This window comes from Kitasatospora arboriphila, from assembly GCF_039528095.1.
Taxonomy (GTDB): Bacteria; Actinomycetota; Actinomycetes; order Streptomycetales; family Streptomycetaceae; genus Kitasatospora; species Kitasatospora arboriphila.
Map to the genome: position 1 here is coordinate 1 of NZ_BAAALD010000032.1, position 12,819 is coordinate 12,819.

The following is a 12,819-nucleotide window of genomic DNA, read 5'->3' on the forward strand; positions in this document are numbered from 1 at the left end:
GGTCCGCGGGCCCCCCGCCGGGCACCGGGTACCGGGTGGCCGCGGCGTCCAACCGGATCGGGCTGCGCACCGAGGGGCCGCCGGTGGCCCGGCGGCGCGGCGGCGAACTGCCCAGCGAGGGCATGCTGCTGGGCGCGGTGCAGGTGCCGCCGGACGGCCTGCCGGTGGTCTTCCTCGCGGACCACCCCACCACCGGCGGCTATCCGGTGATCGGCGTCGTCCCGCGGGGCGACCTCCCCGCGGGGGGTCGGGGCCGCCCGCGGCCCCGCCCGCGGGTGCCTGGGTGAGGGTCAGCGGGCGAGGTAGCCGCCGTCCACGGGCAGCACCGCGCCGGTGACGAAGGAGGCCTCGTCGGAGGCGAGGAAGAGGATCGCCCGGGCGACCTCCTCGGGTTCGCCGAGGCGGCCCATCGGGTGCTGCTGGACGATCGCCTCCAGGTACTCCGGCCCGCCGGGCTCGTCCGGGAGCTGCCGGACCCGGTCGGTGCGGATGGTGCCCGGTGCCACGGCGTTGACCCGGATGCCCTGCGGGGCGCACTCCACCGCGAGGTGCTTGGTCAGCCCGGTGGCGACGAACTTCGCCGGGCCGTACACGGCTTGGCCTGCCTGGCCGGCGAGGCCGGAGATCGAGGAGAGGCAGACGATCGAGCCGCCGCCGGCCGCGGACATCCGCTCGATCGCGTACTTGCAGGTGAGGAACATGCCGCGGCCGTCCACGGCCATGACGGCGTCCCAGTCCTCGGGGGTGGCCTCGGCGACGGTGTGCAGCGGGATCACCCCGGCGTTGGCGACGAGCACGTCGATCCGGCCGTAGGAGCCCACCGCGGTCTCGATCATCGCCCGGGCGTCCGCGGGCACCGAGACGTCGCCGGCGACCGGCACCGCTTCGGCGCCGTCGGCGGAGAGTTCGGTGCACAGCGCCTCGACCGCGGGGCCGTCGATGTCGGTCAGCACGAGCCGTGCGCCCTCGTCGGCGAAGAGTTCCGCGGTGGCGCGTCCGATCCCGCGGGCCGCACCCGTGACCACCGCCGCCCTGCCCGCCAGCCGTCCGCTCATGCCGTCCGCTCCCGTCCGTGTGGTGACCCGGGGCCAGCATGCCGCAGCCGTGCGGCCGCGGCGCGCCTGACATGCCGTCATCCCGCCGGTCCGGCAGACACGGCAGGTCCGGTGGGCACGGCGGGCACGGCCGGGGCCGGGGCGGCACCGGATCTTGACCCTGCGGAAAGCTGCCGGTCATCTTGAATGCCTATTCTCCAGCTGCGCCGGAGGGGGCCGGGCGCCGCAGCAGGCGGCGCCGCGGAACGGCAGGGCCCCGGCAGCCTCCCCGACCGCGTCGTGCCGTCGGCGGACCGCGCACCACCACGAACGAACAGGACAGCCCCCATGCACACCCACCGACGGACGCCCCTGGCGGGTGCCCGGTGATCGACTGGTTCCACGCGGCCGTGCTCGGCCTCGTCCAGGGGCTCACCGAGTTCCTGCCCGTCTCCTCCAGCGCGCACCTGCGCGTCTTCTCGGCACTGGCGGGCTGGGACGACCCGGGGGCGGCGTTCACGGCGGTCACCCAGCTGGGCACCGAGTCGGCCGTGCTGATCTACTTCCGCAAGGACATCGCCGCGATCGTCGGCGCCTGGGCGGCCTCGCTGTTCAGCCCCGCGCGGCGCAGCGACCCGAACGCCCGGCTGGGCTGGTTCGTCATCGTCGGCACCCTGCCGATCGGCCTCTTCGGCGCGGCGTTCCAGGACACCATCGAGACCTCGCTGCGCGACCTGCGGGTCATCGGCACCACGCTGATCGTCTTCGGCCTGGTCCTCGCGGTCGCGGACCGCTCTCGGGCGGTCCGCAACGCCCGCCCGATCAGCGATCTGACGCTCCCCCACGCGGCGGCGTACGGCCTCGCGCAGTCGCTGGCCCTGATCCCGGGGGTGTCCCGCTCGGGCGGCACGATCAGTGCGGGCCTGCTGATGGGGTACAGCCGGGAGGCCGCGGCGCGGTACTCGTTCCTGCTGGCGATCCCGGCGGTGCTGGCCTCGGGCACGCTGGAGCTGTTCAAGATCGGTGAGGGCCCGGCGCCGGCCTGGGGTCCGACGCTGCTGGCCACCGCGATCGCCTTCGCGGTGGGCTACGCCGCCATCGCGTGGTTCCTGAAGTACATCTCGCACAACAGCTTCATGCCGTTCGTGGTGTACCGGGTGGCGCTCGGCGTGGTGATCATCGGTCTGGTCACCGCCGGCGTGCTGGCGCCGGACGCCGGCGTCGGCGGGTAGTCCCGCCCGGCAGGCGCAGGGGCCCGGTCCGACGAGCGGACCGGGCCCGTGTCGTTCGCGTCAGTCGCGCGGGGCGGCCCGGCGGCGCCAGACCACCACGCCGACGATGGCCGCGGCCAGGACGGCGACGACCACCACGGTGGCCGTGCCGCTGCCGGAGCCGCCGTCGGAGGCTGCGGGGGCGGTGGCCTCGGGGCTCGCCGAGGACGGTGCGGCGCTCGGCGTGTCCGAGGGCGCGGCGGAGGCCGTGGTCGGTGCCGCCGAGGCGGTCGCGGACGGCGAGGCGGGCAGCGGCTTGGCCCCGGGCGAGGCGGCGGCGAGCTTCAGCACGGGCGCCGGCTTGGCGGGCTCGGCGCCGCCCTGCGGCAGTTCGATCCAGCGGTCGACGTGGCCGTCGGAGTAGGTGACCAGGCTCTTGAAGGCGACCGACTTCTCGTTCGGCAGCTGGCGCACCTTGATCTTGTAGGCGGCGCTCTTGCCGGGGGCGAGCGCCGTGCCGGCCACCTGGTAGCCGTCCTCGGACGGGGTGAAGGTCCAGCCCTTGGGCGCCTCGACCAGCGTCACGTCGGACGGGGCGATCCCGGCCGGCAGCACCACCTTGACCTGCTTGATGCCCGCGCTGGACGACTCGCCCTCGGCGTCGAAGGCGACCACCGCGTCGGTCGCCAGCGCCTGTGCCGTCTCGGACTCGACCTCGACGTGCGCGAGCGCCGGGGCGGCCAGGGCCAGCACACCTGCCGCGGCGGCCAGCGGCACGGCGGCGCGGGCAAGGAGGCGGGATCGGTTCATGGCGGCGGTGCTCCCCGGGGTGGGCGGCCGGCCGGCGGCCGGTTCGGCGTCCTGCCCATGATGCCGCACCGGGGTGTGCCGCCCGGCCCCGATCGCCGATTCCGATGATCTAGTGGCGCTCGCGCGAGGTGAGCCGTACCCTCACCGCGGCGTGCACCTCGGCCTCTTCCGCCGGGTCGGCGGCGAGCCGGCGCAGGCGCTCCAGCACGCGCACATCACCCGTTGTGGTGACGTGGCGGGCGGCGAGTTCACGGGTCGACTCCTCGCAGTCCCAGAGGCACTCGACCGCGGGGCCCTCGGCGAAGTGCGGGTCGGTCGCGGCGAGCGCGCGGGCGGCCCGGCCGCGGAGTTCGGAGGAGACGGCCTCGCCGTAGACGTGGCGCAGGGCGGGGACGGCAGCGGCGGCGGCCAGCCGCCCCGCACCGTCGACCAGGGTCGCCAGGCCCGCGCCGTCGGTGCCCCGCACCGAGATCCAGCGGCGCAGCGCCTCGACCACCAGCGGGCCGTCGGCGGCTTCGCCGGCGTCGGCGAGGAGCTGCACGGCGGCCTCGCCGAGCGCGCTGTCGGCGCCGCCGGTCGCCGGGTCGGCCCACCGCCGGGCGTGTGCCAGGGCCTCCGGCCCGCGCATCCGGCCGAGCACCTCCAGGGCGGCGGTGACGATCCGCTCGTCGACGTCGGCGGCGGCGAGTTCGGTCAGCCCGGCCGCGGCCGGATCGTTCCGGTCGACGAGGTGGCGCAGGGCGGCGCTGCGTGCGCCGGGCGCGCCGTTCCGGGCGGCGTCCAGCACGGCGGGGCGGTCCTCGGGGCGGACGACGGCGGTGAGGCAGCGGGCGGCCGCGGCGGCCCGCCGGGCGGCGGCAGCCGTGTCCGGAACCGCGGTGCCGGTCGGATCGGCCGGATCCTGCTGGTCGGCCCAGGCGAGCACGTCGGCGGTGCTCCAGCCCGGGGTGACGCCGCCGCGGTTCATCTGGCGCTGCCACAGGTCGAAGGGTGACTGCTCGCTCGCCGTGGCGATCCGCGGGTGGTGGGCGGCCCACAGCCGCCAGGGCCGCGGCTCGTACGCGCCGCGGACGGCGGCGCGCAGCTCCGCGTCGCCCTCCGGGCCGGCCGGGAAGCGGCCGAGGACGGCGGGGGCCAGCGAGAGCAGGAACCGGTCGTCGTCGCGCAGCGCGAGTTCGTCCAGCGCCCACGCCCAGTTCCAGCCGGTGGCGGTGTAGCCGCGCAGCAGGTCGAGCGCGTCGCGGCGGCCGTAGGCGGCGAGGTGGCCAAGCACGGACAGGGCCAGGCCGGTGCGGGCCTCGTCCTGGTCGAGGGTGTCCTCGGGGGCGTGCAGGTGGGCCTCGATGCCGGTGAGCGGCGCCTCCAACTCCATGTAGAGGCGCGCGTAGTAGAGGGAGCGGTTCTCGACCTGCCAGTCGGCGCGGGGGTCGTGGGTGACGCAGGACTCGAGGGCGGCGATCGCCTCGGCGCGGTCGGCGGCCAGGGCATGCAGTTGCCCGTCGCCGCGGCCCCTCTGCAGGAGGCCGACGAGACTGGCACTGGGCGCTATCACTGGCTCGAACATGAGGTCAGCATCCGTTGCGGCGGTCGTCGAGGCAACGGCTTTTCCGTCGCCGGGGGTGGATCGGTCCTGGACAGGCGCCCGGGCGCCGGAATCACCGAAGGCTACCGCTTGGGGCCGTTATCTGCACACAGGGCAACGGATCGGCGGCGGAAAACCGTCCCCGCGCTCTCGCCGCGCGCAGGTCCGGGCATATGCCACCGGAAAGTTCGCGGACGATGTCCGCAAATCCCCCACATCGGACGGATCGCTGTGGCAGGCTCGGGGAACGGCCCCGCGCGGGCCGCACCCTCACCCTCCTCCGAACACGCAGCGAGCCCCGATGAGCCTGACCGCCGGCCACGCACCCGCCGTGAGCCGTCCGGGAGACGTCGCCGCCGCCGAGTGGGACCTGCTCACCGACGACGTGCACTGGTCGGACGGCGCCTTCCGCCTGCTCGGCCGCGACCGCGGGCTGGGCCCGCTCACCCTGGACGCGCTCCCCGCCCTGCTGCACGCCGAGGACCGGCCGCAGCTCTGCCGCCTGGTGACCCGCGTCCTGGTGCACGGGCAGACCGGCGCCGCGACCGTCCGAATACGCCGGCCCGACGGCCGCACCACCACGGTGCGCTGCACCGGCGCGCCCCTGCTCGGCCGGGACGGCCGGGCCACCGCCCTGCGCATGCTGATCCGCCCCGTCCACGCCTGACTCCCCGGAGGGGCCAGGACCTTTCCCAGGGCACTCGGGAGGTCGGATCACGAGGCACGGGCGCTGCGCGATTCGGATGCGGCCGTCGTCGCGGACCAAGGGTGAGCCGGAAGAGACGCCCTAGACCTGCCGGCGGCGCTGCGGCATCACCGCGTCGATCTCCTCGCGCAGCTCCGCGACCTCGGGGAGCCCCTGGTAGCGGCCGGCCAGCCGGTACATCTCGCGCAGCCGGTCCCAGGTCCGCAGCGAGGACGTCTGGTTGATCGCGTTCATCGCCAGCTTGGCCTGCAGGCAGGCCTCGTCCGGCTCCCCGGAGATCCAGTAGACCGAGGCGAGGGTGATCTGGTCGAGCAGCGCCGAGCGCTCGCGGCCGGCCGGCCGCAGGTCGATGGCGCGGCGGGCGTGCTGCTCGGCGAGCCGCACCGCGCCGGGGTCGTGCTCGGCCAGGGTGCGGTAGACCAGCGCCTGCATGCCGTGCAGCTCGGCCTCGTTGAAGAGCTGCATCCAGCTCGGCGGCGCCTCGTCGGCGTCCTGCACGAAGAGGTCCTCGGCCTCGCCCAGCACCCGCCGGGTCGCCTCGGAGCGGCCGAGCGAGGCCTGCGCCCAGGCCTCGACGGTGTGCAGCATGGCGCGCGTCCGCGGCTGGGCGCGGTCGCCGGCGCTGGCCTGGGCGAGCTGCATGAGCTCCAGTGCGTCGTCCGCGCGGCCGAGGTGGAGCATCTGGCGGGCGGCGCGGGAGATCGCCTCGCCGGCCCGGGGCCGGTCGTCGGCCTCCTTGGCGGCCTGCGCGGCGATCACGAAGTACTTCTGCGCGGTGGGCTCCAGGCCGACGTCGTGGGACATCCAGCCGGCCAGCACCGCGAGGTTGGCCGCGACCGTCCACAACCGGCGTTCCACGGCCGGGCTGTGCCGGTGCGTCAGGATCCCACCGACCTCGTTGAGCTGGCCGACCACGGCCTTGCGCTGGAGGCCTCCGCCACGGGAGGCGTCCCAGGCCCGGAAGACCTCCACGGACCGTTCCAGGGCGGTGACTTCGTCGTTGCCGACCGGGCCGGCGTCGTACACGTCCACGACGGGTTGCGGGCCGCCCTGGGTCAACACGTGGCGCGGGCCGGGCCGTTCGGCCGCGTGGGCGACACCGTCGCCGGTGAGCCAGTCGTGGAGGTTGTCGGCGATGACGGTGCCGGCGGCGAGCGCCGCGCCCGCGCCGACCAGACCGCGTCGGTTCAGCATGAGGTCCATTCCCGTGAACTCGGTGAGGACCGCCGCTGTCCGATCCGGCTGCCAGGGCACGACCGCCGCCGTCTCCGTGGGGGTGCCCGCCCTGGTGGGCCGGTGTCGCTCCAGACCGAGGTCCTCTGTGGTGACGACACGGCCGAGCCGCTCCGTGAACACGGCGGCGAGCACCCGCGGCACCGGATCGCGGGGGATCTCCCCCTGCTCGATCCAGCGCCGCACCCGCGAGGTGTCGGTGGACAGCTGCTGCTGACCCATCGCCGCACCGCGCCGGTTGACCAGCCTGGCGAGCTCGCCCTTGGACCATCCGGTCAGGGCGAACAGGTCGGCGAGTCTGGCGTTCGGCCCCTTGCTCACGTGAAGCCCCCAGGTTCCTCGGCTGATTTCGACAGTAGTGGCTCTGTCACATGCCACGCGACCATTCGCCAGGGTTCGCCAGGGCACGCCACATGGTGTGCCAGTGCCGACGCGGTGTCAGGTAGGAAGGCGCCACCCCGACTTCGGAGCCGGGAGGCGGCCGGAACGTCCACGGTTCCGGCCCGACGGGTCGTCAGAGACCCGTCCGAACGGCTCCGGACGGACGCCTCCGGGACTCCCCGGAGGGGGTGGCGCGGCCGGGTGGCGCGGGGGCGTCGGGCACGGCGCGGCAGGCGGACACCGCATTCCCCAGGGTGCGGAGGAGGCCAGCCGGCACCGCGCCCGACGCCCGCACTCCACCCGGGCCGCCGGGGGCGCCCGGGGGGGGGGGGCGCCCCCCCCCCCCCCCCCCCCCCCCCCCCCCCCCCCCCCCGGGCCGCCGGTCGCGCCAGGGGCAGCTCGCAGGCCCCCGGCCCGACCCGGCGAAGACGGCACCGCAGTCGGCCAGGAAGGGACCCTCACCAGCCCATGTACTCCACAGCCAGCACCGGCACCCGCCCGGCACCTGCCCCCGAACCGGGCACCGCGCGCCACCTCCCGGGGCAGGCCCGCCCCGCGCTGCGGCCGCCGACCGCGGCCGGCAGCGGACCCGCGCCGCGGGGCACCGAGCTGCGCGACCCCCGCACCGCCCTGGCCAGGACCGCGCTCGCCGGCCGGCCCGAGGCCCCTCTCCGGTCGGTCCCCGGCCGGCTGCTCACCACCCGCACGGGTGAGGGCTTCGTCGACCGGGTCGACCCCGCGGCGCTGCAGACGCCCGCGGTGAAGGCCGCGCTGGCCGCCGTCTCGCGGATATGTCCCGCCTTCCTCCCCCGGCAGGTGCTGCGGGAGGGCAGCCGGCACATCCTCATCGCCGGCACCATCGGGCGGGCTCCGGTGGTCGCCAAGTGCCTGGCGCCGCAGGCCGCCCGGGACGAGCAGCTGGTCGAGCGCTTCCACCACGAGGTGGCGGTCTACCGGGCGTTCGTGCGGCACCGCCCGCCGGTCCGGCTGCCCCGGCTGGTGGCGGCCGACCACGACCGCTGCGTGCTGGTGCTGGAGCGGGTGCCGGGCCGGCCCGCGGCCCGCGAGCGGCACCCGGTGAACCCGCCCACCCCGGGCGAGGTCCGCGCGGTGCTCGGCGCGGTGCGCACGCTGAACCTGTGGCGTCCGCCGACCGACGTGTTCGGCAAGCCGCTGGACTACTCGCTGGAGATCTCGCGCTACCACTCGGTGGGCCAGCTCACCGACCGGGACGCCGGCGACCTGCGCCAGCTGTTGCACGGCCTGGCCAACACCGGCCGGCAGCTGTGCCACGGCGACGCGCTGCTCGGCAACATCCTGCTGGCGCCCTCCGGCCCGGTGCTGCTCGACTGGGAGGAGGCCGGCTGGTACCTGCCGGGCTACGACCTGGCGGTGCTGTGGAGCGTGCTCTCCGGTGACACCGCGGCCCGCCGGCAGATCAGCCAGCTCGCCCAGTCCGGCGGCACGCTGGCCCGGGACGCCTTCCTGGTGAACCTCGTCCTGGTGCTGATGCGGGAGATCCGGCTGCACGACGTCCCGGGCGCGGGCGAGGAGCAGCGCATCATGATCCGTCGGCTGTACGACGACGCCGCGCTGGCGCGCCGCGCGGTGCGGGCGGCGGTCGGCACCCGCTGAGGTCGTCGCGGTCCGCGTCGGGCCGGGTGGGCCGGATTCGTTCCGGGCTACCCGGCGCGGTGCGGACCGCCGCGTTCCAGGGCGGCCCCGGCGAGCGCGTCCAGCACGGTGTCGTCCGGCGGGAAGTGCGCCCGGCTGCTGAGGACGTCGCGCAGGTAGCGCTCCAGCGGGTGGCGGCGGCTGAGCCCGGGGCTGCCGCTGAGGGCGACGGCCTGCTGGACGGCGGTGGCGGCGGCGCGGCCGGCGAGCAGTTGGGCGGCGGCGCTGCGGGCGGCGGGCCACGCCGCCCCCTGCTGCGCGCCCTGCTCGCCCGGCTCGCCCTGCGCAGCCCTGCCGCCGGTCTGGTCCGCGGTCGCCACGCCCGCTACCTGCAGCGCCTCGACCGGGCGTTCCGGGAGAACCGCTGGGAGGACGCGCTGCGCGACGCCGTCCAGCTCGGTGCCCCCGGCGGCGGCGACCGGCAGCACTGGCTGGCCCTCGGCCTGCCGGCGCGCTACACCGGCGCGCTGCGCGCCACCCCGGGCGTCGCCGTCGTGGGAGGCACGTCGGCGCTCTCCGGCCTCGACGTCCAGCAGTACCTCACCGACCTCTACCGCGCGGCCGCCGAGGCCCTGGAACGCGAAGGCCGCGTCGACGAGGCCGCGTTCGTCCTCGCCGACCTGCTGCACCGTCCCGGCGAGGCGGTCGCCCTGCTCGACCGGCACGGCCGCACCGCCCAGGCCGCCGAACTGGCCGAGGGCCGCGAACTCGACCCCGACCTGGTGGTCCGTCTCTGGTGGCGGGCCGGCGAGCGCGACCGCGCCGTCCGGGCCGCCCACCGGCGCGGCGCCGTCGCGCTCGCCGTCGAACGGCTCACCGCCACCGACCCGGCGGCGGCCCGCGGACTGCGGCTCGCCTGGTGGCAGCACTGCCGCAGCGCCGGGGACCGGATCGGGGCCGTCGAGGCGGTCTGGCCCGAGGAGGAGCTGCGCACCTCCGTGGTCGCCGACCTGCGCGACGCGGTGGCCCTCGGCGGCCCCGCCCAGGGCCGGGCACTCGCCCACCTGCTCGCCCTCGACGTGCCCGCCGCGACCGTGCGGCTCGCCCGCGCCGTGATCGACGGCGAGGAGCGGGCCGGTACCGGCAGGCGGGCCGCCCTGCTCACCGCCCTGTCCGAACTCCCGGCCGCCGACCCGGTGGTGGACCGCGAACTGACCACCGCCGCCGCCCGCGCCGCCGTGCGCGACGGCGGCTTCGGCGCACCCGCCGGACAGGGCACCGACCGCGCGCGCTTCGACCGCCTGCTCGCCCGCGCCGACCTGCTCGCCGCCGCGGACCTGGCCCGTCCCGTCCGGCCCGGGCGGACCGGTGGACGGCCGCTGGAGCTCACCGCCGCCGACCGCCCCGGCACCCTCCCGGTGCTCGACGCGGCCTACCTGGACTCCGGTGCCCTGCTGGTCGCCTGCGGCCAGGCGGGCGTGCGGCTGCTCACGCCCGACGGGCGGACCAAGGCGCGCTGGGACACCCCCGCCGACCGCCTGGTCCTCGCCGACCACGGCGGCAACGCCCTGGTGGTCGCCGACCACGGCCCGGTCACCGGGGTCTCCCGGCTCGACCTCGCCACCCGGCGGCTGCGGCCCTGGACCACCCTGCGCTCCACCGCCACGCTCGGCAGCTACGACGGCCGGCAGCTGATCGGCGTCGACGGCCAGGGCCTCGTCGTGCTCGACACCGCGGCGGACCGGCCCACCGTCGTCTGGCGCGAACTCGGCGGCGGCAGCGCCCAGGGCGACCAGCGCCCGGCCGGCCCGCCGTCCCGCACCGCGGACCGCTGTTCGGCCGTCGTGCTGACCCGGCCCCGCTTCGGCGCCGGCCTCACCGAGTGCTGGACCTGGGAGCTGCCCGGCTGGCGGCTCACCGCCCGGGTTGCCCTCACCGACGACGAACTCCGGTCGGCCGACGCCTTCGTGGGCCTCGCCGCGCTCGCCGGCGGTGGCCGGCTGCTCACCACCGCCGACCCCGGGGCGGGCCGGACCACCCTGCGGTGGTTCGGTGTCCCCACGCCGGGCCCGCTGATCGTCGACGGCCTCGCCGTGCCGCCCGCCGACACCGACGGCGACGACTGGGCGCTCACCGTTCCCGCACCCGGCCCGGGCAGCGCCGGCCTCACCGTCCACGCCGCCCGCCGCCCCACCGACAGCCCGCTCCTGACCCTCCACGTCCCCGCCGCACCCCCCGGCCCCGACGGCCGCCCCACCCCGGTCGGCGTCCGCCGCCACGCCACCACCGCCACCTACTGGCACCGCAGCGGCCGCATCGTGGCCCTCGCCGCCGACGACACCACCGTCCTCGCCAACGTCCGCGTCACCGCGGACTGACCGGGCCCGGTACCGCGCCGCGCGCCCGCGTGCCGTGCGACCCGGGCCACCGGGCCGTCCGGGGCCTCCGGGCCGTCCGGGGCCTCCGGGCCGTCCGGGGCCTACCGGCCTTCCATCGCCGCCACCAGCTGCGGCAGGTGCCCGCCGGCCGCGACGAGGGCGAGGTGGTCGTGGAAGTCCCGGCTGTGGACGATCAGGCCGTCGCGGACCCGCAGCACCTGGATGTTGGACACCTCGAAGTCCTTCCCCGCGGTGCGGTGGTGGACCCGGTAGTCGAACTCGGCGACCACCACCTCCGGGTCGTCGGTCTCGCGGACGACCACGTTCTGCGCCGCCAGCTCCAGCGGCGAGTGCGCGGCGACCTCGGCGAACCGTGCCCCGAGGACGGCACGCCCCTCGAACCGGCGCGGTCCGACCGGCTCGAAGACGGTCTCCACCACCGCGTCCTCGGCGTAGAGCTCGGCGAGTTCGGAGAACCGTCCGGCAGTGATGCCGTCGAGCAGCGCGTGGAAGACCTCGCGCGGCGTCCTGGTTTCGGACATGATCAACCCCTATCGGAAGCGTCGGTACAATCGGACTGGCGACTCCGCTTCGAACGATACGGACTGGACACTCCGGTTGTCCAGGGGGTGGATCCGCCGTGCACGGAAGGGAGACGAGCGGGATGAGTGGCAGTCAGGAACGGCCGCTGCGGGCCGATGCGGCCCGCAACCGGGCGAGGCTGCTGGACGTGGCCACCGAGGTGTTCACCACCCGGGGCGTCGACGTGCCGACCGAGGAGATCGCCCGCGCCGCAGGGGTCGGGGTGGGCACCCTGTTCCGGCACTTCCCGACCAAGGAGGCCCTGCTCGCGGCGGTGATGGTGCGCCGGCTGGAGGCGATCGCGGCAGGCACCGCCGAGCTGGCGGCGGGCGCCGATCCGGCCGAGGCCTTCTTCGACTGCTTCCGCCTGGTGGTCGACCGGTCCGCGGGCAAGAACGAGTTCACGCAGGCGCTCGCCGCGGCCGGAGTGGACGTGCACGCCTCGCTGCAGGAGTCGACCGCGGCGATCCGGGACCGACTGGCCGGACTCCTGGCCGGGGCGCAGCGGGCCGGGGCCGTCCGCGCCGACCTCGGCCTGCCGGAGCTGCTCGCCCTGCTGGTGGGCACCGGCACGACCATGGAGCAGTTGCGGGACGACCCGGCCGCCCGGGAGCGGATCTACGAGGTGGTCTTCGACGGGCTCCGGCCGCGCTGAGCGCAGGCCCGCGGCCGTCCGCGGGATTCGCCGCACGACAGTGGGAAGAAGGGGCGGGGGGAATGTCGATGGCAGCGTTTACAACGTTATACAGGTAGTGCGATCCGCCGGGCAAGGGCATTCCGCCGAGCATTCCGGCCACCCCTCCATTACCCCTCGCCGCCCCGGCCGTCCGCACCCTGCACGCCGCCCGACACCCGCCCGACACCCGTCCGACGCGCCGCCCTCCGACGCGCCGCCCGACGCCCCCGGCCGATCGTCGTACAAGGCCGTCGCCCGTCATCCGCGACTGACGCTCCCGCACCTCGACGCTTCGTCACCTCCGCACGACGCCGCTCGACATCGGATGAAGTGAGCACGCGGAGGAGTTTCCCGCAACGCATCGCTCCGAAGGGGTGGACACGGCCCCGGGGCCGTGCTGTCATTCTGGCTGCCCCGATTTTCCAACGTTGGAACGGAACTCCACCCACCCCCTCTGCGCACCGTGCCGCCCCTCGCGGCCGCGGGTGCTGCGGCCTGCCGTCGCGTCACGGCAGGCGGCCCCGGCCGCGCCGGCGGCGGCCCCCCCCCCCCCCCCCCCCCGCCCCCCCCCCCCCCCCCCCCCCCGCCCCCCCCCTCCCCCCCCCCCCCCCC

10 protein-coding genes and 1 pseudogene are annotated in these 12,819 nt (G+C 76.4%); 5 read left to right on the plus strand and 6 right to left on the minus strand.

Annotated features, from left to right (window positions below; all coding sequences use genetic code 11):
- A pseudogene (locus tag ABD353_RS17840) lies at positions 1-287 on the plus strand (hypothetical protein); the annotation flags it as partial.
- Between the two features lie 3 nt (positions 288-290).
- On the opposite strand, the gene ABD353_RS17845 reads toward ABD353_RS17840, so the two are convergent.
- Positions 291-1,055 (minus strand): SDR family NAD(P)-dependent oxidoreductase, encoded by a 765-nt coding sequence (locus ABD353_RS17845; protein WP_344624607.1) that lies wholly within the window; start codon positions 1,053-1,055, stop codon positions 291-293.
- Positions 1,056-1,423: 368 nt separating this feature from the next.
- Here ABD353_RS17845 and ABD353_RS17850 point away from each other — a divergent pair, with 368 nt between their 5' ends.
- Positions 1,424-2,266 (plus strand): undecaprenyl-diphosphate phosphatase, encoded by an 843-nt coding sequence (locus ABD353_RS17850; protein ID WP_344624686.1) that lies wholly within the window; start codon positions 1,424-1,426, stop codon positions 2,264-2,266.
- A 60-nt stretch (positions 2,267-2,326) separates the two neighbouring features.
- Here ABD353_RS17850 and ABD353_RS17855 read toward each other — a convergent pair whose 3' ends face one another.
- Positions 2,327-3,055 (minus strand): DUF1775 domain-containing protein, encoded by a 729-nt coding sequence (locus ABD353_RS17855; protein ID WP_344624608.1) that lies wholly within the window; start codon positions 3,053-3,055, stop codon positions 2,327-2,329.
- Between the two features lie 109 nt (positions 3,056-3,164).
- Complete coding sequence (locus ABD353_RS17860; protein WP_344624609.1) at positions 3,165-4,619, minus strand: HEAT repeat domain-containing protein; 1,455 nt, start codon at positions 4,617-4,619, stop codon at positions 3,165-3,167.
- A 319-nt stretch (positions 4,620-4,938) separates the two neighbouring features.
- Between ABD353_RS17860 and ABD353_RS17865 the strand changes: the two genes are divergently transcribed.
- On the plus strand, positions 4,939-5,304 hold the full coding sequence (locus tag ABD353_RS17865) for a PAS domain-containing protein (RefSeq protein WP_344624610.1): 366 nt from the start codon (positions 4,939-4,941) through the stop codon (positions 5,302-5,304).
- 120 nt (positions 5,305-5,424) lie between these two features.
- Here ABD353_RS17865 and ABD353_RS17870 read toward each other — a convergent pair whose 3' ends face one another.
- Positions 5,425-6,897 (minus strand): DNA-binding protein NsdB, encoded by a 1,473-nt coding sequence (locus tag ABD353_RS17870; RefSeq protein ID WP_344624611.1) that lies wholly within the window; start codon positions 6,895-6,897, stop codon positions 5,425-5,427.
- Between the two features lie 528 nt (positions 6,898-7,425).
- Between ABD353_RS17870 and ABD353_RS17875 the strand changes: the two genes are divergently transcribed.
- Positions 7,426-8,592 carry an aminoglycoside phosphotransferase family protein gene (locus tag ABD353_RS17875; protein ID WP_344624612.1) on the plus strand — a complete coding sequence of 389 codons (1,167 nt, stop codon included), beginning with the start codon at positions 7,426-7,428 and terminating at the stop codon, positions 8,590-8,592.
- Between the two features lie 47 nt (positions 8,593-8,639).
- On the opposite strand, the gene ABD353_RS17880 is transcribed toward ABD353_RS17875, so the two are convergent.
- Positions 8,640-10,874 (minus strand): acyl-CoA dehydrogenase family protein, encoded by a 2,235-nt coding sequence (locus tag ABD353_RS17880; RefSeq protein WP_344624687.1) that lies wholly within the window; start codon positions 10,872-10,874, stop codon positions 8,640-8,642.
- A 176-nt stretch (positions 10,875-11,050) separates the two neighbouring features.
- Positions 11,051-11,491, minus strand: coding sequence for a nuclear transport factor 2 family protein (locus tag ABD353_RS17885; protein ID WP_344624613.1), 441 nt, complete (start codon positions 11,489-11,491; stop codon positions 11,051-11,053).
- Between the two features lie 122 nt (positions 11,492-11,613).
- Between ABD353_RS17885 and ABD353_RS17890 the strand changes: the two genes are divergently transcribed.
- A complete protein-coding gene (locus ABD353_RS17890; RefSeq protein ID WP_344624614.1) occupies positions 11,614-12,186 on the plus strand; it encodes a TetR/AcrR family transcriptional regulator in 573 nt (190 codons plus the stop codon).
- Positions 12,187-12,819: the final 633 nt, after the last annotated feature.